This is a genomic window from Massilia sp. MP_M2, from assembly GCF_039123635.1.
Lineage (GTDB): Bacteria > Pseudomonadota > Gammaproteobacteria > Burkholderiales > Burkholderiaceae_D > Telluria.
Genome location: NZ_JBCHJF010000014.1, coordinates 1 through 21,280 on the forward strand (window position 1 = coordinate 1; position 21,280 = coordinate 21,280).

Consider the following 21,280-nt stretch of genomic DNA (forward strand, 5'->3'; position numbering starts at 1 on the left):
GCGTGGCCTGGGCAGTCAACGTGAGCGTAGTGACGGTTTTCGGTCTCGTACTCGACGTGCGCGGTGTTGATGGTGATGCCGCGTGCTTTTTCTTCCGGTGCCGCATCGATCTGATCGTAGGCCTTGGCTTCACCGCCGAATTTCTTCGACAGGACGGTTGCGATTGCAGCCGTCAGGGTGGTTTTGCCGTGGTCAACGTGACCGATGGTGCCGACGTTGACGTGCGGCTTGGTCCGTTCGAATTTACCTTTTGCCATTTCCAGATTCCTTTAAAGAAACGATATGTTCTGTATGAAGGGAGACAGGACGTCCCGTCTCCCTTGAATTGCTGTATTGCTGATTACTTCGACTTGGCAGTGACGATAGCGTCAATCACGTGCTTAGGCGCTTCCGAATAGTGCTTGAATTCCATCGTGTAGGTCGCACGGCCCTGGGTCGCCGAACGCAGCGAGGTCGAGTAACCAAACATTTCCGACAGTGGCACTTCGGCTTTGATGATCTTGCCGCCGCCGCCTGGAATTTCGTCCATGCCCTGAACCATACCGCGACGCGACGACAGATCGCCCATCACGTTACCGGCGTAGTCTTCCGGCGTTTCGACTTCGACCGACATCATCGGCTCGAGGATGACAGGGTTGGCTTTACGGCAGCCGTCCTTGAATGCCATCGAACCGGCCATGCGGAACGCGTTTTCGTTCGAGTCGACGTCGTGGTACGAACCGAAGGTCAGGGTGACTTTGACGTCAACCACTGGGTAACCGGCCAGCACGCCCGAGGTCAGGGTTTCGCGCACACCTTTTTCGACTGCAGGGATGTATTCGCGTGGAACCACACCGCCCTTGATCGCGTCGATGAACTCGAAGCCTTTGCCCGGCTCTTGCGGCTCGATCGTCAGGACTGCGTGACCGTACTGACCACGACCGCCCGACTGCTTGACGAACTTGCCTTCGACGTCGGTGACTGCCTTGCGGATGGTTTCGCGGTAAGCAACCTGTGGCTTGCCGACGGTTGCTTCCACGTTGAACTCACGCTTCATGCGGTCAACGATAATTTCCAGGTGCAGCTCACCCATACCACCGATGATGGTCTGGCCCGATTCTTCATCGGTACGCACGCGGAACGATGGATCTTCTTGTGCCAGGCGGTTCAGTGCCAGGCCCATTTTTTCCTGGTCGGCCTTGGTTTTTGGCTCGACTGCCTGCTGAATCACTGGCTCAGGGAAGACCATTTTTTCCAGCGTGATGATCGACGATGGATCGCACAGGGTTTCGCCCGTGGTTGCATCTTTCAGGCCGACCGCAGCGGCGATGTCGCCGGCGTGGACTTCCTTGATCTCTTCGCGCTGGTTTGCGTGCATCTGCAGAATACGACCAAGACGTTCTTTCTTGTTCTTGATCGGATTGTAGACGGTGTCGCCCGACTTGATCGTGCCCGAGTAGACGCGGAAGAAGATCAGCTGACCCACGAACGGGTCGGTCATGATCTTGAATGCCAGCGCCGAGAACTTCTCGTCGTCCTTGGCTTCACGCACGACTGGCTCGTCATCTTCGTCCATACCCTTGACTGGCGGGATGTCGATTGGCGATGGCAGGTATTCGATCACGCCGTCGAGCATGGCTTGCACGCCCTTGTTCTTGAACGCGGTGCCGCACATCATCGGGACGATTTCCGACGCGATGGTACGCTGGCGCAGAGCGGCCTTGATCTCTTCTTCCGAGAGGTCGCCTTCTTCCAGGTACTTGTTCATCAGCTCTTCGGTCGCTTCAGCAGCGGTCTCGACCAGCTTTTCACGCCATTCGTTGGCTTCGTCCTGCAGTTCTGCAGGGATGTCGCGGTAGTCGAACTTCATGCCCTGCGACGCGTCGTCCCAGTACACGGCCTTCATCTTGACCAGATCGACCACGCCCAGGAAGTTCTCTTCGGCGCCGATCGGGATCTGCAGAGGGATCGGGTTCGCCTTCAGGCGAGCGCGCATCTGCTCGTAGACCTTGAAGAAGTTCGCACCGGTACGGTCCATCTTGTTGACGAAGGCCAGACGTGGCACTTTGTACTTGTTAGCCTGACGCCACACGGTTTCCGACTGTGGCTGCACGCCGCCGACTGCGCAGTAAACCATGCAGGCGCCGTCGAGCACGCGCATCGAGCGTTCGACTTCAATCGTGAAGTCAACGTGGCCCGGGGTGTCGATGATGTTGATGTGGTGCGGGGCGAAGTTGTTGGCCATACCGCTCCAGAAGCAGGTCGTCGCTGCCGAGGTAATGGTAATGCCGCGCTCTTGCTCTTGCTCCATCCAGTCCATCGTCGCTGCGCCATCGTGCACTTCGCCGATTTTGTGGTTGACGCCCGTGTAGAACAGGACGCGTTCGGTGGTGGTGGTTTTACCAGCATCGATGTGAGCCGAAATACCGATATTGCGGTAGCGCTCGATGGGGGTCTTGCGTGCCATAATTTTTCCTAAATCTTTGAATGGACAAAACCGAGCATCATCTTGATGATCAAAATGAGCCCGGCCTGAACAACAGATACTACGGGGACGTTAGCACAAGGAAATATTCCCCCTACCTTCGCCCTTTTGCTTAGAAGCGGAAGTGCGAGAACGCCTTGTTCGCTTCTGCCATACGGTGCACTTCGTCACGACGCTTCATCGCGCCGCCGCGGCCTTCAGCCGCTTCCAGCAGTTCACCACCCAGACGTTGCGGCATGGATTTTTCGCTGCGCTTGTTTGCGGCTTCGCGCAACCAACGCATGGACAGCGCCATACGACGAACCGGACGAACTTCCACTGGCACCTGGTAGTTGGCACCACCGACACGGCGGGACTTGACTTCCACCAGCGGCTTGGCGTTGTTGATCGCGGTCGTGAACACTTCCAGCGGGTCTTTGCCCGACTTGGATTGAATGTGTTCGAATGCACCGTAGATGATGTTTTCTGCGACCGACTTTTTGCCGGACAGCATCAGAACGTTGACGAATTTGGCGACATCCTGGTTACCGAATTTTGGATCCGGCAGGATTTCGCGCTTGGGTACTTCACGACGACGTGGCATTTCGATTCCTTCATGTCTTCAGTTGAGTGCGCAGTACGCACTCGCGAAAGGTCCTCTTGACCCTTCACTTACTCGGCCCTGCGGCCGGCTCAACTTATCTAATTAATGTGACGTGTCTGTGACACGACCATAGAATTACTTCTTCGCAGCCTTGGCACGCTTGGTACCGTACTTCGAGCGCGATTGCTTACGGTCTTTGACGCCCTGGGTATCCAGTGCACCGCGAACCATGTGGTAACGCACACCTGGCAAGTCTTTAACACGACCGCCGCGCAGCAGCACGACACTGTGTTCTTGCAGGTTGTGGCCTTCACCGCCGATGTACGAAATGACTTCGAAACCGTTGGTCAGACGCACTTTGGCGACTTTACGAAGCGCCGAGTTTGGCTTCTTAGGCGTGGTGGTGTACACACGGGTGCACACGCCGCGCTTTTGCGGGCAGTTTTCCAGTGCCGGCGACTTGCTCTTCACAACCGCAGCTTCACGCGGTTTGCGAATCAGTTGATTGATGGTTGGCATCGTTCCTAATCCAACAAAGTACTACTCATTAATGACCCGAACCTGCAAAGTGCTGATCCGGGGACTGAAACCTAGTCCCGATGACAATGACAAAGAAAGGCGACGAAAGCCACTCGGCAAATGGAGCGGCTGCGAATGCGTATACGATGTGCAGAATAAATCGAGAACCTGCGAGTATAGGCGCATTGTGATGATGGGTCAACCAGTTTGCTGATTTCGCAGGCAGTATGCAGCTGTCCTGACGTAAACCGTGGTCGATGTGGCATGCCCGCTACAGCTCGGCGCGGCGGGCGATCTCGACAAACGCATCGAGGTACGTCGTGCCGGCATCAACCTCGCGCGTGCCCAGAAAAATCTGCTTGAACACGCCCGCCTCCCCCAGCCGCACCGGCGCGACCGGCATGCGGCCCGCGTATTCCTCGACCAGCCAGCGCGGCAGTGCCGCCACGCCACGCCCGCTGGCCACCATCTGCAGCATGATGTCGGTGGTCTCGATCGCCTTGCGCTCGCGCGGCGCGCAGCCGGCCGGCACGAAGAACTGGTTATAGATGTCGAGCCGCTCGATATCGACCGGGTACGTGATCAGGACTTCATCGGACAGGTCGCGCGGCGCCGCATGCGCGCGCCCCGCCAGCGGATGGCCGCTATGCACCACCAGCACCTGCTCGAAGTCGAACACCGGCACGAAGCGCAGCCCCGGCTTGAACAGCGGATCGGGCGTGACGAGCAAGTCGATCTCATAGCCGAGCAGCGCCTTCAGGCCGCCAAACTGGAAACGCTGCTTGACGTCGACATCCACCTCGGGCCACGCCGCCAGATAGGGCTCCACCACCTTGAGCAGCCATTGGTAACAGGGATGGCACTCCATGCCGATGCGCAGCGACCCGCGCTCGCCACGCGCGTAGGCAAGCATCTGGCCTTCAGCGTGTTCGAGCTGCGGCAGCACCCGCTCGGCCAGCGCCAGCAGCGCGTGGCCGGCCTGGGTAAGGCGCAGTGAGCGGCCTTCGCGAGTCCATACCGGCGTGCCCAGCCCCACTTCGAGCTTCTTGACCGCGTGGCTCAGCGCTGACTGGGTCAGGCACAGCACATCGGCAGCGGCGGTCAGTGAACCGCGGCGATCGACCTCACGGATGATGGACAAGTGAATGCGTTCGATCATGACTCATGAACAGAATGGATGGACAAATTAAATCATATCAATTTTATTCATGGATAGGCGCCGTCATGTTGCCGCGCAGGGGTTCAAGGGGTCTTCGCGCCGCCCTGATGCAGAAAGTCCACGATCGACTTCACCAGCAGCGGCGACACCGGCAAGCTCGGGTCGCCGTAGCTGGCCACCTGCAGTTCCGGCACCGCGCGCACGTGCTTGAACACGTGGTTCATGCCCGGAATGATCGCCAGCTTCGCCCCTTTGCTGGCGCCGTGCAGCCGGTTGGCCTGCACCACATCCACCTGGATATCGGTATTGCCCTGCACGACCAGCACCGGCATCGTCAATTCCGCGATGCGCTGCGCCGGCACATACTTGAACCACGAAATCAGGTAAGGCTGCACGCTCGGCCGGAACAACGTCACCAGCGCCGGCGGTACCGGATCGACGACCACGCCGCTTTCCAGCGATACCAGGATGCGCTCGCTTTCTTTCTCCAGCTCGGGCGGCAGCTTGCCTTCGAGCTGCTTGCGCAGCAGCGTCGAGGCGCCGTCGGCCATGCCGGCAATCGACACGAATGCCGCCGCATCGGCCTGCCGCGCCGCCAGCATGCCGATCAGCGACCCTTCGCTGTGCCCGATCACGACCACCGACGCGAAGCGCGGATCGGCCTTGAGTCTGGCGATCCAGGCCGCCGCATCGTCGACAAACATCTCGAAGCGCAGCGCCGATTCGGCCGGACCGGCCGCTTGGCTGGCGCCGATGCCACGCTTGTCGTAGCGGAGCGTCGCGATGCCCGCTTCGGCCAGTCCCGCGGCCAGCAACTTCAGACTGTCGTTGCGGCCCGGGATCAGCGAGCTGTTGCCGTCACGGTCCGTTGGACCCGAGCCGGCAATGAGCAAGGCCACGCGTGGCTTGTCAGCCCCCGCCGGCAGTTCGAGCGTGCCGGCCAGCTGCCCGGTGGGCGTGTCGAGCGTGATCGGGGTCTCGGCCGCATACGCCTGGGCGGCGATACCACCAATGAGCAGCAGCAGGCTGCAAAGACGAACGGCAAATGTGGCGGACATGCGATCTCTCATAAAAGGTTGGCGCGGACGATTCAGGCCGCAGCGGCCACAATGCCCTGCTCGCGGCAAAATTCGACGATGCGCTGCAGCGCGGCCTCGGCTTCGTGCTCTTCCAGGCCGATGCCGAAGTGGTAGCGATGGGTGGCGGTATCGATCTCGATCCGGCCCTGACCAAACCCCAGCGCATCCCATTTGCCTTCCGGCGTCCAGGCTTCGTGCCTGGGCAGCAGGCGCACGGCGCGAATCTCGTGGGCCATGAGCGCCAGCGGCACCGACGACGGCAAGCTGCCGTCGCGCGCGATGTACAGCGCATCCCGGAACACGAAATTGCGGTACAGCGCCCACGCCGCCAGGACCATGATGACCAGCGCGCCGACAGTCAGCAGCATGAATCCGAACGACCCGTCGTGCTCCCAGCCATTGCCCAGGCCAGACGCCACGACCCAGACAAAGACCACCGACATGAACGCCGGGAAGCCCCGTTTCTGGGTGGGACAAACGATATGCAGGGTGGGACTGGGGCGCATTCCTCTTCTTTGGCAGCGACAATGACCGCGCACGATACCATTTTCGCGACGGTGCAGCGAATTCAGATGCCCTGCAGGCGGCCCGCGAACCAGCCCAGCTCTCCGGCCAGCGCAGCGCGGATCGGCCCCGGCGTCAACCCCGTCCAGCGCTTGAACGAGCGCCGGAAGTTGGCCACGTCGTGAAAGCCCAGGTGACGCGCCACCGCGTCATTGTCGGCCCCCTCGGCCTGGAACAGCCAGAGCGCCACGTGCGTGCGCACCCCATCGAGCTCACCCTGGAAATGGGTATGGTGCCGCAGCAGCTGGCGCTTGAAGGTGGCCGGACTGACCCCGAAGTCGCCCGCCGTGCGCTCGAGCGTGGGCGCCTCGCGCACGTGCGCCAGCAGGTAATCGTAGAGCGCCGCCAGCAGACCGGGCGCCTCCCTGGGTTCCAGTTCGGCCGCCTGGTGCGCCAGGCGCGCCGCCATTTCGCTGGCGCGCGGCCATGGCCGGTCGAGCCAGCCGGACGGCAGCAGCATCGCGTCGAGCTGGCAGCCAAAGCGCAGTTCGGCGCCAAGATGGACGTGATGCTGCTCGATGTGGCGCGGCGCGCCGCGATTGAAGCAGAAGCGCCACGGCAGGCGCTCGCCACCCAGCCAGCGGCACAGCGCCACCACGGCCGTCATGTGCATTTCGACCAGCGCCGGCCGCAGGCTCGGCGCGCCATACGCGTCGACCCAGTACAGCAGCGCCACGTCGTCCCAGGTCTCGAAGCGCGGGCGCAGCAGCGGCGTCAAACCCGCGTGAAACCGGCACAGGGTCTGCAGCAGCGCGCGCAGATTCGGCGCCTGCGCCAGCGCGTGGCTGGCTGCGCCATCGTGCCCCGGCAGCAGCAGCTGGCCCAGCATGAAGCTGGTGTCCGGGCTGTCCAGCAGGCGCAGGGTATTTGCCAGCTGCTGCTGGTACTGGCCAGCAGATAGTGCGCTGTCGGTACCCGGGTCGCCGCATCCGCGCAGCAGATCGGCGTCAAGCGCATCGCGCGAGCGGCCGTATTCCAGCGCCAGCGCGCTGTGCCGGCGCGCCGCGCTCGACGCTGCCGTGGCGGCCTGCCAGGCGATCACACTGCGTCCATCTGGCCGTCCATCTGGCGGCACAGGGTGCTAAGGAGCGCATCCGGCGCGCCGCGCGCCGGCGCGCAGCCATGGCGCAGCGTGATGGGTACCCGGCCGCCTGCTGCGTGATGACGCATCGACGACACCATGCGACACAGGTGATCAGCCGCAGCGCGCGCCTCCGGCTCGGCCAGGCCCGGCATCAGCACGGCGAAGCGGTCGCCCGCATAGCGGCACAGCAGGTCGTCGTTGCGCAGGTTCAGCAGCAGCATGTGGGCGACGGCCTGCAGCACGCGATCGCCCTCGGGCTGGCCATGCTCGCGGTTGATGCGGTGGAAGGCGTCGATATCGAACAGCACCAGCGAGCCGCCGCCGTCCGCCCGTTTGCTCTCGATGTGCAACTGCGCGCGCAGGTAGGCCGCGTCAGCCAGCTGGGTGATCCGGTCGAACGGCCGGTGGTTGCGAAACAGGCGTTCGCGCTTGCGCATGTGGTCCGACAGCGTGGCCTGCTCGCGCCGCCAATACACCATGCCGGCGGTCAGCACCAGCATCCCCAGCGGCAGCAGCGCCTCCAGTACGTTGTCCCACAGCGCAGTTTTCTCGACATCGAACACTTCATCCAGGCAGTCGGCCCACGACCCCAGCATGATGCAGGCCAGGCCACCAGCCAGCAGGCGCGTGACCACGCCGTCCGGCCGGCTGGTCAGCACCAGCAGACACCACAGCGCCGCCAGCAGCGCCGTGCCGCCCTCGCTGGCGATGTCCACCAGATCCCATGCCGCAAGCGGGATGCCCGGACCGGCACCGGCGAACAGGAACACGACGGCGCCGAGCAGGGCGGCGACCAATACAATGTGGCGGATCAGGGGAGACATGGGAGACGTGGCAGACGTGGTCGAGGCAGATCGCCGGAACATAGCGCAGCCAGATGACCGCCGGATGACAGGATGACAAAACTGTGGCGCCGCGGCACAGGGTCAAAACAGCTCACCTCGACCTGCTCTGCGCAGCCCCGCGCGGCGAGCGCGCCATGGCATCGTTACTCGCGTCGCCAGAACCGGCAGGGTCAATTCGGCTCAGGCACCCCATGCATCGCGCCAGATACCGGATGGCGACCGATCGTGGTCACCGATAGGTCACATTCAGGCACCAGAATCCGCCGCATCCCAACCTATTGGACTCTCCCCCATGCGCCACTTCGCCCTCCCCGCCCTTACCGCAGGCCTGCTGGCCGCCGTTGGCGTGCACGCCGCCGAACCGGCCAGCGTGATCGTCACTGGCCAGCGCGCCAGCCTGGCGCGCGCCATCGCCGCCCAGGAGCAGGCGGACAATATCGTCAGCGTCGTCAGCAGCGACGATATCGGCCACCTGCCGGACAAGAACGCGGCCGAAGCGCTGGCGCGCATGCCGGGTGTCTCGGTCCAGCGCGACCAGGGCGAAGGCCGCTACGTCGTGGTGCGCGGCCTGGATGCCGACTACAACAGCGTGTCCATCAACGGCGCGCTGGTGCCGTCGCCGGAAGCGACGCGCCGTGCGGTGGCGCTGGACGTGCTGCCGGCCGGGATGATCCGCTCGCTCGAAGTGACCAAGTCGGCCACGCCGGACCAGGATGCCAATTCGCTTGGCGGCAGTGTCGAGGTCAAGACCTTGTCGGCCTTCGACCTGCCGGGCAAATTGCTGAACGTCGGCGCTGCGCTCGGCCACGACACCAACACGAGCCAGAACAGCCCGAGCGCCAATCTGCTGTGGGCCCAGCGTTTCATGGACGGGAAACTGGGCGTGGCCGCCGGCATCTCGGGCGAAAAGCGCAAGTTCGGCTCGGACAACGTGGAAACGGGCGGCGACTGGAATGGCAAGCGCCTGGCCGGCGTCGAACTGCGCGACTACCTGCCCACGCGCGAACGCCGCGCCGGCGCCATCAATCTCGATTACCGCCCTGACGCCACGACAAGCTACGCACTGCGCGGCTTCATCAGCCGCTTCTCGGACCAAGAATCGCGCGACCGCATGACGATCGGCGACTTCGAAGGCAATGAAGACGGTGTGCTCGAAGGTGAAACGGACACCGCCACCGTCGAGCGCCGCCTGCGCCAGCGCAAGTACACGCAAGAGATCCGCTCGCTCACCGGCTCGCTCGATCGCCGCATGGGCCAGTACTGGAAGCTGCACGCCGAAGCGGCGGCCAGCAGCGCCACCGACAAGACCCCGGACGCGATTGCCGATGCACGCTTTACCAATCTCGAGAGCTTCAGTGGCATCGGCTTTACCAATCCCCGCACACCGCACCTGATCGCGCCCGCCGGCGTGGCCGATGCCGCCAACTACGAACTCGATTCGTTCGCGCTCGAACGCGCCTGGGCCAAAGACAGCACCCGCCAGTTGCGCCTGGACCTGCAGCGCGACTTCGACGCCGGCGACTGGAACGGCGCCGTCAAGTTTGGCGCCAAGACCACGCGCCGCGACAAGAAGACCGATACCGAAGCCTGGGAATACGGCAGCGACGACCCAACCGACGGCGATTACTTCGGCGCCGGCCCGACCTCGATGAGCGCATTCGTCAATGGCTCGCGCCTGGACTACCCGTTTGCCAATCTCGGTAACGCGATCGACCCGGCCCTGGTGCGTGCACGCCTGGCCGGCCTGGCGCGCGATCCGGCCCGCGTGGCGGTCGATTCGGCGCTGGACGATTTCAGGCTGCAGGAAGACATCGACGCCGCCTACCTGCAAACGAGCCTGCGCCGCGGCGCCTGGTCGCTGCTGGCCGGCGTACGCGCCGAGCGCACGCGCTTTACGGCCGACGGCTCGCAAGTGGCCGACGACGACATCACCCCGCGCTCCGCCAGCCGCTCGTACACCAACTGGCTGCCCGGCGTGCACCTGCGCTTTGACGTCGACCAGGCCACCAGCGTGCGCGCGGCGTGGAGCAACTCGGTCGTGCGCGCCAACTTCGCCCAGCTCGCGCCAGGCGTGAGCCTGGACGGCGACGACGAAGCGACGATCGGCAACCCTGACCTCGCGCCGCTGCGCTCGCACAATCTGGACCTGGGCATCGAGCGCGTGATCGGCGGCGATGGCGTGGTCTCGGCCTATGTCTTCACCAAGGCCATCCGCGACTTCACCTACACCACGGATCTCGCTGGCAGCGGCGCTTGGGCTGACTACGCGAGCGCGATCTCGTACAAGAATGGCGACAAGGCGCGCGTGCGCGGCATCGAACTGGCCTGGCAGCAGCCGCTGCGCATGCTGCCGGCCCCGTTCAATGGCCTGCTGGTCGGCATCAACGGCAGCATCACCAATTCGCGCGCCACGATCGACAGCGCCGATGGCGACGGTGGCCGCGCCGCGCGCACGATCCGCATGCCGGGTCAGTCGAACCGCGTCGGCAACGTGATGCTCGGCTACGAAGCCGGCCCGTTCAGCGCGCGCCTGGCAATGAACTACAAGTCGCCTTACCTGCTGGAGCTGGGTGAGGATACGCTGGATGCGACACAAGACCGCTTCGTCGACACCCAGAAGCAGCTGGATTTGTCGATGTCGTGGAAACTGGACAAGCGCTGGCAAGTCACGTTCGATGCCAGCAACCTGAATAACGAACATTACTATGTGTACCTGGGCGACAAGTCGCGCAATGCGCAGCACGAACAATACGGCCGCACCTACAAGATCGGCCTGAAAGCGAGCATCTTCTGATGAACAAGACCGTTTCTCCGATCCTGATGGCCGTCATGCTGGCCTGCTCCCTGGCCGCGCCGGCCGCACCAATGGTGCCGGCCACCCTGAACGACGCCGAAGAACTGGCCGCGCTGCCCGGCGGCGGCTGGCTGGCCCTCGACAAACGCGCGCTGCGTCTCGTCGGCGCCGATGGCCGCGAGCGCGCCCGCTTGCCACTGCGCGGTGAAAAACTCGACCTGCGCGCGCTGGACGGCGGCGCGCTGGCCATCGTCGTCGATGCCAACGCCGAACGCGCGCTGCCGGTGCAGATCGACGTCAAGGCCGGCACGCTGCGCGCACTGCCGGTGCTGCCGGATACGGGCTTCGGCATCGAAGCAGCCTGCCTGTACCGCGATGCGCAGCAGCTCGACTACGTGTTCCTCGTCGCAAAGGATGGCCAGGCGCAGCAGTGGCTGCTGGGTAGCAGCGGCAGCGGCGCCAGCAACGAACACCGCCTGGTGCGCCGCCTGGCGCTGCCGTCCGGCGTCGAGGTGTGCCGCGTCGACGACGCGCATGGCACGCTGTTCGCGGCCGAAGAAGGCATGGGCCTGTGGGCGTATGGCGCCGATGCCGAAGGTCCGCCGGCCCGCGCCCCGGTGGCGCTGCAGGCGCCGCACGGTCGCTTGACGGGTGAACTGACGGCGCTGGCCGTACTTCCGGGCGGCGTGGCCGCGATCGACGACAAGGGCGCCCTGTTGACCTGGAAGCGCGACGGCAAGCGCTGGCGCGCGCTGCCGCCCCGCCAGCTCGGCGCGCAGCAACTGGTGGCGCTCGCGCCGGCGTCCGACAAGCTGGCCGTGCGCACGAAGCAAGGCTGGCAATCCCCGGCACTGGCCTGGAAAGCCGGCAGCGCGCCGCCCAAACGCCTGCCGATCGTGCTGCCGCGCATGCAGACCGAACCCGTCGCGCAGCTGGGCGACGCGGCCGACGATCCGGCGATCTGGATCCATCCGACCGACCCTGCCAAATCGCGCATCCTGGGCACCAACAAGAAGCAGGGCATGCTGGTGTATGACCTGCAGGGCCGTCAGACGCAACTGCTGGCAGCCGGCCGCCTGAACAACGTCGACCTGCGCCAGGACGTGCGCTTCGGCACCGAGCGCTTCGACCTGGCCGTGGCCACCCAGCGCGACGAGCAGGCGATGGTGCTGTTTGTGATCGATGCGAATGGCGACCTGCGCGAAGCGGCGCGCCTGGCCACCGGTCTGGGCGACATCTACGGTACCTGCCTGCTGCGCACCCCCGAAGGTGGGCTCGATGCGTTCGTCAACGACAAGGATGGCCGCTACGAGCACTATCAGATCACACGCAGTGACGGCCAGTTCGGTGCACGGCTGGCGCGCACGTTCAAGCTGGCGAGCCAGCCCGAAGGCTGCGTGGCGGACGACCGCAGCGGCCTGCTGTTCGTGGGCGAAGAAGACCGTGGCCTGTGGGTGACGTCGGCGCGCGCAGACAAGCCGGCAACGCTGAAGATGATCATGCCGGTGGGTGAATGGCTGCACGACGATGTCGAAGGCATGGGCATCTACCACGGCGACAAGCGCAGCTACCTGGTGGTGTCGAGCCAGGGCAACAACAGCTACGTCGTGTTCGATGCGGCGGCGCCGTTTGCCGTGCGCGGCGCGTTCCGGGTGGGGCTCGATGCGGTCAACGGCATCGATGGCGCGTCCGAGACCGATGGGCTGGAAGTGACATCGGCCAATCTGGGCGGCCCGTTCGCGCGCGGCATGCTGGTGGTGCACGACGGGTACAAGCGCATGCCGGATGGCGCGCAAAACTACAAGGCCGTGGCGTGGGACGATATCGCCAGGGCCTTGCAGCTCGACTGATGCTGCTGGAGTAAGCCCGTCAGGCGCGCTGCGACAACGGCGCGCCGGTGACCGGCTCCAGCAAGTGGCCGCTCAGCCAGCGCGCCACTTCCGCCGCCCTGCCCTCGATCTGCGCGCCGAAACCCTGCTGTGCCAGCAGCGCAATGCCGTTCGGATTGCGCAGCACGCCCTTCTGCAGCACCGGCCGGCCGTTGGTCGTATCGATGCAGATGGCGTCGAACCCCGCCTGCAGCAGCGGCGCGAGCACCAGGTTGTGCGACGACACCAACACCAGGTCGTGCTTCGCCAACTGCTCGAGTACCGCAGCAGCAGCGGACACCGACTCGAGATGGTTCGTGCCACGAAACACCTCGTCGATCAGGCACACGCCCGCCGGCTGGCCGGCTGCTTCGAGCAATTCGCGGGCACGGCGCAACTCCGCCATGTACAGGCTCTCGCCGCCGAGCAGCGAATCCTCGTTCTGCATGCTGGCGCGCACCGGCACCGCCGGCAGGCGCGCCCGCGTGGCGTAGCAAAAGCCGAATGCGCGCGCCGCGATCAGGTTCAGGCCCACCATGCGCAGGAAGGTGCTCTTGCCCGACGCGTTCTGGCCCGAGACGAACGCGCCGCGCTCATGCAGCGTCAGCGACAGCGGCGTCGGCTGCGCCATCAACGGATGCACGCCATTATCCAGTAACAGGTCACGCGCCGTGCCCCGTTCGGCCCAGCACCAGCGCGGTATGGCGCTCAGATGCCGCGCCAGTGCCACGTCGGCTTCCAGGTTGGCGCATGCCAGATAGCACTCACGCAGCAAAGCGCGCTGCCCGAACACGATGCGCGCCGTCCGGAAGTAATGCGCGATATTCCCGGCAGCGAACCAGTCGGCATACTGCCTGCCGCCCGGGATCATGCGCAGCGCGAACGGCCGGTCGAGGCGAACGTGCAGGCGTGCGGCGGCCGCGCGCGCCGCCACGAACGGTTCCGTCAACATTCCGCCACCCTTACCGAGCAGGCCAACGGTGGCCAGCAGCGCGCCCAGCGAGCGGATCGTCGCGGTCCAGCCCTCGATCTGCTGGTGATAGCGGATCTGCAGCGCCATCAGCGGCGCGAGCGCAGCCAACGTCAGCATCCAGCCGAGCGGCAACGTCACCAGAGCGGCGACCGACACCAGCAGCAGCAACGGCAACAGCCATAACCAGCGCGTCCACCACGGCGTCACGGGCGGCGTCTCGCCAAACAGCAGCGCGCTCACGTCGACATCCGCATGGCGCAGCATCCGCAGTTGCGCGTGCAGCGCGGCCAGGTGTGCCGGGTCGGCCAACAAGCCTTGCAGGCGCGTGCGCTGGGCGCCGCAGTCGGCATCATCCACACCCGCGCGCAGGCGCCGGTGCAGCACCTGGTGGCCAAAGATGCTGGCATCGGGCGCAAGCTTGTCCTCGAAGGACGGCAGCAGCAGGTCGTCCCAGGTCTGGGCATCGATGCTGGCGCGGTTGGGGCCAGTTTGGTCGTGCAGGCGGCCGATATCCTGGGGCGTAAAAAAGTGCTTCGGAGGCGGCGCGGTCGATGGTGCCAGTGTGGCGATGGCGGAACGCCAGAGATGCTGCAGGTGGTCGAACGACGACAAGGTCAGTCCTGGAAAGAGCCGGCGGCGCCGGTTGCCAGGTGAATATGCAGACGACATCCCAACTTGCAAGATGGCAAACATTCCTGAGGCGAAATTATCCTTCGAGCATATTGGACACCACTTCAGACAATGTTCGCTTCCCAAGCTACCGCGCCGGTCATCACTGGCACGATGCTTTCCTGACCCTCTCGATAACAACGTCCAGGAAAGGCAGGCCCTCCATGAAACGCGCTTCGCTCGCCGCCGCACTATGCCTCGTGTTCGGCTCCGCCACCGCCCAGCAGGGCGACGGCACCCAGTTCTCCACCAAGATCAACGTCTGGAAGCCCAACAAGGTCGAAGCGACGCCAGAGCGGATCCGTGCGCTCAAGGCGCCGCCCGGCTTCACGGTCAGTGCATTCGCAACCGGCCTGAAAAACGCCCGCATCATTGCCGTTGCGCCCAGCGGCGACATCTATGTGAGCCGCCGTGACCAGGGCGACGTGCTGCTGCTGCGCGACACCAACAACGACGGCCGCGCCGACGGCGAACCGATCACGGTGGCCAACCGCACCGGCGCGCATGGCCTGGCGATCCGCGATAACAAGCTGTATCTGGTGACGGTCAAGGAGTTGTTCGTGGCCGACATCCAGAAGGATGGCCGCCTGGGCGAACTCAAAATGCTGATCGGCGATCTGCCCGACTCGGGCCAGCACCCGAACCGCACGATGGCCTTCGGCCCGGACGGCATGCTGTACCTGAGCGTTGGCAGCACCTGCAACACCTGCAACGAGAGCAACCCGGAAACGCCACGCTGCTGGGCATTTCGCCGGACGGCAAGCAGCGCACCATCTTTGCCAGCGGCCTGCGCAACCTGATCGGCTATGCCTGGCATCCGACCACGGGCGAGCTGTGGGGCTTCGACCATGGCATCGACTTCCTGGGCGACGACGTGCAGGCCGAGGAGATCAACAAGATCGAACTGGGTAAACAATATGGCTGGCCGCACGTGTACGGCGCCAACGAGATCTACCCGCAAAGTACGCCCGTGGGCGAGATCACCAAGGAGCAGTGGAAAGCGCGCAGCACGCCGATGGTACTCGGCTACACCGCGCATGCAGCGCCGATGCAGTGGGTGTTCGGCGCCGGCGGCGCGTTCCCGGCGGAGTACCAGGGCGACGCGTTCGTGACCATGCGCGGTTCGTGGAACCGGGTGCCGGCATCGGGCTACGAAATCGTGCGCGTGCGCTACCAGAACGGCCAGCCGACCAAGGTCGAGCCGTTCGTCACGGGCTTTTTGACCGATGGCGGCAAGACCCACATCGCGCGCCCGGTCGGCCTGGCGATGGCGAAGGACGGTTCGCTGCTGATGGCGGATGACGCCAACGGCGTGATCTACCGCGTCACCTACACCGGCGGCAAGGCTGGCGCTGTGGCCAACACGCCGGCAAAAGCCCCGGCAGGCCCGCTGGAGCAGCAAACCAGCAAAGGCACCAATGTGCCGCTGGCGCTCAAGCGATCCGAGACCGAGGCCAAGGGGCAGATGACGGTATCGTCGTCCAGCTTTGCCGCCAACGGCATGATGCACGAGCGCTACACCGAATACGCCGATGGCGTCTCGCCGGCGCTGTCGTGGAAAGCGGTGGCGGGTGCGAAGTCGTACGTGATCATCGCGGAAGACCCGGACGCCAAACCGGCCCTGCCCTTCGTGCACTGGGTGATGTGGAATATCCCGGCCAATGTCACAAGCGTGCCGGAAGGCGTGCAGGAGCAAGCCCGCCTGTCGGATCCGGACGGCGTGCTGCAAGGCCTCACGACGCGCGGTTCGCCGGGCTACTACGGGCCAAAGCCGCCACCGGGTGAAGCCGCGCACCGCTACCACTTCCAGGTGATGGCGCTCGACACGATGCTGGACGTGCCGTTCGGCGCCGACCGCGACCAGGTGCTGCCCGCGATGAAGGGCCATGTACTGGCCAAGGGTGACATCGTCGGCAAGTACGCGCAGAAGCAGAAACCGCAGAAGTAAGCGCCATCGGCGGCCGTGTCCGCGGCCGCCCGGACGGACACCGCGGACAGCGGTGTCCGCGATTGTCCGCTATACGAATCAAGGACTTAAAACTTGGCACGGATCGTGCAATAACGACCATCACACCGTCGTTACTGGACCACCATGATTCGCGAACCATCCCGCCAGGACACCATCCTGACGCCGCCCCCGGCGCAACGATTCAGGCGCCGCGCCTTGATGCTCGGCGCGGCCGCCGCGCTGGTCGCGGTCAGCGCCACGCTGTACGCCGCCTGGAACAACAGCGAACATAGCGTCTCGGCCAGCCGCATCCGCATCGCCGAGGTCGGGCGCGGCACGCTGGTGCGCGACGCTGCCGTCAATGGCCGCGTGGTCGCTGCCGTCAGCCCCACGCTGTATGCCACCGCCCCTGCCACTGTCAACCTGAAGGTCGCCGCCGGCGACACGGTCAAGAAGGGCGACGTGCTGGCGCTGCTCGAATCGCCCGACCTGACCGACGCCCTCAAGCGCGAAGTATCGTCGTATGAACAGCTCAAGGCGGAAGTGGCGCGCCAGCAGATCCTGTCGCGCAAGCAGAAGCTGCTGGCCCAGCGCGAAGCCGACACCGCCGAAATCGACCGCCTGTCGGCCCAGCGCACGCTGGAGCGCTACGACAGCGTCGGCCAGATCGGCATCATCGCCAAGATCGATTACCAGAAGGCGAAGGATGCGGTCAACTCGGCCGGCATCCGCGCCCGCCACGCCAGGCAGGCCGCCGCACTCGAAGGCGACGACGTCGAACTGGCGATCAAGACCAAGACCAATGAACTGGAACGCCAGCGCCTGTCGATGGCCAACGCCCAACGCCGCGTCGACGAACTGACGGTGCGCGCGCCGGTCGATGGTTTCATCGGTACGCTCAATGTGCAGCACCGGATGGTGGTCGCCGCGAACGCGCCGTTGATGACGCTGGTGGATCTGTCGCGGCTGGAGGTCGAACTGGAAGTGCCTGAAACCTATGCGGGCGACATGGGGCTGGGCATGCGCGCCGAAATCACCCTGCCGTCGGGGCGCGCCACCGGCAAGCTGTCGGCGCTGTCGCCCGAAGTGGTCAAGAACCAGGTGCTGGCGCGGGTACGCTTCGATGGCGCGCAGCCGACCGGCTTGCGCCAGAGCCAGCGCGTCAGCGCGCGCCTCATGATCGAGGAAAAACCGGATGTGCTGATGGTGCAGCGCGGCCCGTTCGTCGAGAACGAGGGCGGGCGTCACGCCTACGTGATGCACGACGGCGTCGCCGTGCGCACGCCGATCCGGATCGGCGCCACCAGTATCTCGGCCGTTGAAATCATCGACGGCCTGAAAGCCGGCGACAAGGTGGTGGTATCGGGCACCGATGCCTTCGACAATGCCGCTCGCGTCTCAATCAATCAATGAACCACGGAGCCAGACTATGCTGCGCATGACCAACCTGAGCAAGGTGTACCGCACCCACATGATCGAGACGCACGCGCTGCGCGGCTTCGCGATCCACGTCAACCAGGGCGAATTCGTCACCGTGACCGGCCCGTCCGGTTCGGGCAAGACGAGCTTTTTGAACATCGCCGGGCTGCTCGAAGAATTCACGTCGGGCGAATTCATTCTCGACGGCGTGAACGTCAAAGGGCTGGACGACACGGCGCGCTCGCGCCTGCGCAACGAAAAACTTGGCTTCATCTTCCAGGGCTTCAACCTGATCCCCGACCTGAACCTGTTCGACAACGTCGACGTGCCGCTGCGCTACCGCGGCTTCAATGCGCGCGAGCGCAAGGAACGCATCGAGGACGCCCTGGGCAAGGTGGGCCTGGCCTCGCGCATGAAGCACTACCCGGCGGAGCTCTCGGGCGGCCAGCAACAGCGCGTGGCGATCGCGCGCGCGCTGGCCGGCAGTCCGAAACTGCTGCTGGCCGATGAACCGACCGGCAATCTCGACACGCAGATGGCGCGCGGCGTCATGGAACTGCTCGAAGAAATCAATGCGGCCGGCACCACGATCCTCATGGTGACCCACGACCCTGAGCTGGCTGTGCGCACCCACCGCAACGTGCACATCATCGACGGCCAGGTGTCGGACCTGGTACGGCGCACGCCGTCGCTGATGGATGCCGACACCGGCGCCGTGGCCTAAGGAGCGACGATGTTCGGCTATTACCTGATGCTTGGCGTGCGCAGCCTGCGCCGCAATCCGTTTCTGACTGCACTGATGGTGCTCACGCTGGCGATCGGCGTGGCCGCCAGCGTGTCCACGCTGACCATCCTGCATGCGATGTCGGGCGACCCGATTCCATCCAGGAGCGATCGCTTGTTCGTGCCGCAATTCGACCTCAACCCGAAAGAGGGCTACATCCCGGGCGCCGACGATGTCGATATGCAGATGGCCTACATGGACGCGAACAACCTGCTGCGAAGCGGCCAGGGCGAGCGCCGCACCGCGCTGTATGGCGTGAGCATGCCGCTCGAACCGCCGCGCAGCGACATCGCTGCGTTCAATGCCTCCGGGCTGGCTGCGACGCGCGATTTCTTCGCCATGTTCGACGTGCCGTTCCGCCACGGCCAGGCCTGGTCGGAACAGGATGACGCGCGCCGTGCGAATGTCGTGGTACTCGGCAGCGAAGTGGCAGAAAAGCTGTTTGGCCAGGCCAGCCCGGTAGGCAAACAGGTGCGCATGAAGGGCCAGCCGTTCACCGTGGTGGGGGTGCTCGACAACTGGGTGCCGGTGACGCGCTACTACAAGCTGGTCGGTGGTGAGCTCCCGCCAACCGGGGAGGAATTCATCATTCCCTTTTCCACCGCGATCGGCATGGAACTGTCCGTGTACGGCAGCATGTGGTGCAACGGGCAGCGCGATTCGGGCTATGCCGCACTGCTGACGTCGAACTGCACCTGGATCCAGTTCTGGTTCGAGACCCGGTCAAGCCTCGATCGCGCCGAGCTGCAGACCTGGCTCGACAACTACGCCGCCGAACAGCGCAAGCTGGGTCGCCTGCCACGCAGCGCGCCGAATGAGCTCTACAACGTCATGGAGTGGATGGAAAAGCTCAAGGTGGTCGGTAACGACACCAGGCTGTCCGCCTGGCTGGCGTTCGGCTTCCTGATCCTGTGCCTGGTCAACACCATTGGCCTGTTGATGGCCAAGTTCTCGGTGCGCGCCACCGAAGTGGGCGTGCGCCGCGCGCTGGGCGCTTCGCGCGGCGACATCGTCCGCCAGTTCCTGGTCGAGACGAGCGTCGTTGGCCTGGCCGGCGGTGTGCTGGGGCTGGGGCTGGCCTTCGCCGCGCTGGCACTGATCGGCATGCAAAGCCGCGACGTGGCAGCAGCTGCCCGCATGGACTGGCAAATGCTGGCCCTGACCTTCGTGATGTCGGTCGCCGCCGCCGTGATCGCCGGGCTGCTGCCAACCTGGCGCGCCTGCCAGGTCACGCCCGCCATCCAGCTCAAATCGCAATAACCCCATACCGGAGCAGATTATGGAAATCCGTCCCATCCTGTCGGCGCTGTTGCGCAACAAGACCGGCCCGCTGCTGGTGGCGCTGCAGGTAGCGCTTAGCCTGGCGATCCTGGCCAATGCGCTGCATGTCGTGAACGAACGACGCACCGTCGCCGCGCGCCCATCGGGCCTGCTCGACGAGGCGTCGACCTTTTACTTCAGCGTGCGCTCCCTGACTGACAACACGCCCGAGCAAATGCTGGCCGATATCAAGCGCGAGCTGGCCATGCTGCGGGCGGTGCCGGGCGTGATCGCAGCATCGCAGGTCTCGCAAATGCCGCTGTCGAACAGCGGCGGCAGTACCAGCGTCGCCATCGACCGGCGCCAGCAGCGCGAAAACGCCATCACGTCGCTCTACGAGGGTGACGAAACGCTGCTCAAGACCTTCGGCCTGAAGCTGATCGAAGGCCGCGAGTTTCAAGCGCACGAGGTGACCGACGTCGACGAAACCATCAGCGCCGGCTTTCGCGAACTGGCGATCATGAGCAAGCCACTGGCCGACAAGCTCTGGCCAGGCGTGCCGGCGACCGGCAAGACGTTCTATTTCGGCACCGGCGAAGGAGCCCCCGCCCTGCGCGTGGTCGGTGTGGTCGAGCGCCTGCAAAGCGCACATGCGCAAGTGGGCGAAGATGGTGAATTCTCGGTGATCATGCCTTCGCGCCGGTACGGCTATCCCCGAAAAATGTATGTGGTCCGGGCCGATCCGGCTCAGCGCGAGCGCGTGATGAAAGACGCCGAGCAGGCGCTGCGCGCGTCGTCGGCCACGCCGATGATCCTGCGCGTCAAAACGGTCGCACAAGACCGCCAGAGCCGCTACCGCGCCGACATCGCGCTGTCGTGGATGCTCGTGACGGTCAGCGTGCTGCTGCTGCTGGTGACCTGCAGCGGCATCGTCGGCATGGCCAGCCTGTGGGTGACCCAGCGCCGCAAGCAGATCGGCGTGCGGCGTGCGCTGGGTGCCCGAAAAATCGACATCCTGCGCTACTTCATCGTCGAGAACGTGGTGATCACGAGCGCCGGTGTGGCCGGTGGCGTGCTGCTGGGCGTGGGCCTGAACGCTCTGCTGGTGACGAAGCTCGAGATGGCGCGCCTGCCTGTGACGTACCTGATCGGCGGCGCGCTGATGTTCTGGGTGATCGGCATCCTGGCGGCGTTCGGCCCGGCCTGGCGCGCGGCAGGCACCTCGCCGGCGCTGGCCACGCGCAGCCTGTGAGCATGCGCGCGAATGC

18 protein-coding genes are annotated in these 21,280 nt (G+C 64.8%); 8 read left to right on the forward strand and 10 right to left on the reverse strand.

Going from position 1 to position 21,280, the window contains the following annotated elements; all coding sequences use genetic code 11:
- From RCH14_RS22635 to RCH14_RS22675, 9 genes are all read right to left on the reverse strand, one after another.
- Nucleotides 1–257 (reverse strand): GTP-binding protein (locus RCH14_RS22635; protein WP_343028361.1); only part of this gene is annotated, 257 nt, incomplete at its 3' end.
- Nucleotides 258–340: 83 nt separating this feature from the next.
- A complete protein-coding gene (gene fusA / locus RCH14_RS22640) occupies nt 341–2,446 on the reverse strand; it encodes an elongation factor G (RefSeq protein ID WP_343028362.1) in 2,106 nt (701 codons plus the stop codon).
- 130 nt (nt 2,447–2,576) lie between these two features.
- On the reverse strand, nt 2,577–3,047 hold the full coding sequence (gene rpsG, locus RCH14_RS22645) for a 30S ribosomal protein S7 (protein WP_183554302.1): 471 nt from the start codon (nt 3,045–3,047) through the stop codon (nt 2,577–2,579).
- Nucleotides 3,048–3,182: 135 nt separating this feature from the next.
- Nucleotides 3,183–3,566 (reverse strand): 30S ribosomal protein S12, encoded by a 384-nt coding sequence (gene rpsL, locus RCH14_RS22650; RefSeq protein WP_343028363.1) that lies wholly within the window; start codon nt 3,564–3,566, stop codon nt 3,183–3,185.
- A 271-nt stretch (nt 3,567–3,837) separates the two neighbouring features.
- Nucleotides 3,838–4,725, reverse strand: coding sequence for a LysR family transcriptional regulator (locus tag RCH14_RS22655; protein WP_343028364.1), 888 nt, complete (start codon nt 4,723–4,725; stop codon nt 3,838–3,840).
- An 83-nt stretch (nt 4,726–4,808) separates the two neighbouring features.
- Nucleotides 4,809–5,783, reverse strand: a complete 975-nt coding sequence (locus tag RCH14_RS22660; RefSeq protein ID WP_343028365.1) for an alpha/beta fold hydrolase — start codon at nt 5,781–5,783, stop codon at nt 4,809–4,811.
- Between the two features lie 32 nt (nt 5,784–5,815).
- Nucleotides 5,816–6,310 carry a hypothetical protein gene (locus RCH14_RS22665; RefSeq protein WP_343028366.1) on the reverse strand — a complete coding sequence of 165 codons (495 nt, stop codon included), beginning with the start codon at nt 6,308–6,310 and terminating at the stop codon, nt 5,816–5,818.
- A 62-nt stretch (nt 6,311–6,372) separates the two neighbouring features.
- Nucleotides 6,373–7,410, reverse strand: coding sequence for an AraC family transcriptional regulator ligand-binding domain-containing protein (locus RCH14_RS22670; RefSeq protein ID WP_343028367.1), 1,038 nt, complete (start codon nt 7,408–7,410; stop codon nt 6,373–6,375).
- Nucleotides 7,407–8,276 (reverse strand): diguanylate cyclase domain-containing protein, encoded by an 870-nt coding sequence (locus RCH14_RS22675; RefSeq protein ID WP_343028368.1) that lies wholly within the window; start codon nt 8,274–8,276, stop codon nt 7,407–7,409. The genes RCH14_RS22670 and RCH14_RS22675 overlap by 4 nt, the downstream gene beginning before the upstream one ends.
- A gap of 313 nt (nt 8,277–8,589) precedes the next feature.
- Between RCH14_RS22675 and RCH14_RS22680 the strand changes: the two genes are divergently transcribed.
- The gene (locus RCH14_RS22680; protein WP_343028369.1) at nt 8,590–11,091 is read left to right on the forward strand and encodes a TonB-dependent receptor; all 2,502 of its coding nucleotides are present in this window, start codon (nt 8,590–8,592) and stop codon (nt 11,089–11,091) included.
- A complete protein-coding gene (locus tag RCH14_RS22685) occupies nt 11,091–12,941 on the forward strand; it encodes a phytase (protein ID WP_343028370.1) in 1,851 nt (616 codons plus the stop codon). Before RCH14_RS22680 ends, RCH14_RS22685 begins: the two co-directional genes overlap by 1 nt.
- A 19-nt stretch (nt 12,942–12,960) precedes the next feature.
- Here RCH14_RS22685 and RCH14_RS22690 read toward each other — a convergent pair whose 3' ends face one another.
- The gene (locus RCH14_RS22690) at nt 12,961–14,544 is read right to left on the reverse strand and encodes a MutS-related protein (protein WP_343028371.1); all 1,584 of its coding nucleotides are present in this window, start codon (nt 14,542–14,544) and stop codon (nt 12,961–12,963) included.
- A 221-nt stretch (nt 14,545–14,765) separates the two neighbouring features.
- Between RCH14_RS22690 and RCH14_RS22695 the strand changes: the two genes are divergently transcribed.
- The 6 genes from RCH14_RS22695 (at nt 14,766) to RCH14_RS22720 (ending at nt 21,264) form a co-directional block, all read left to right on the forward strand.
- Entirely contained in the window at nt 14,766–15,401 is a 636-nt protein-coding gene (locus RCH14_RS22695; RefSeq protein WP_343028372.1) for a hypothetical protein, read from the forward strand.
- Nucleotides 15,401–16,549, forward strand: coding sequence for a YbhB/YbcL family Raf kinase inhibitor-like protein (locus RCH14_RS22700; RefSeq protein WP_343028428.1), 1,149 nt, complete (start codon nt 15,401–15,403; stop codon nt 16,547–16,549). Before RCH14_RS22695 ends, RCH14_RS22700 begins: the two co-directional genes overlap by 1 nt.
- Before the next feature lie 144 nt (nt 16,550–16,693).
- Complete coding sequence (locus RCH14_RS22705; RefSeq protein ID WP_343028373.1) at nt 16,694–17,962, forward strand: efflux RND transporter periplasmic adaptor subunit; 1,269 nt, start codon at nt 16,694–16,696, stop codon at nt 17,960–17,962.
- A gap of 16 nt (nt 17,963–17,978) precedes the next feature.
- A complete protein-coding gene (locus RCH14_RS22710) occupies nt 17,979–18,692 on the forward strand; it encodes an ABC transporter ATP-binding protein (protein WP_343028374.1) in 714 nt (237 codons plus the stop codon).
- A gap of 9 nt (nt 18,693–18,701) precedes the next feature.
- Entirely contained in the window at nt 18,702–20,012 is a 1,311-nt protein-coding gene (locus RCH14_RS22715; RefSeq protein WP_343028375.1) for an ABC transporter permease, read from the forward strand.
- Between the two features lie 19 nt (nt 20,013–20,031).
- Entirely contained in the window at nt 20,032–21,264 is a 1,233-nt protein-coding gene (locus RCH14_RS22720; protein WP_343028376.1) for an FtsX-like permease family protein, read from the forward strand.
- Nucleotides 21,265–21,280 lie beyond the last annotated feature (16 nt).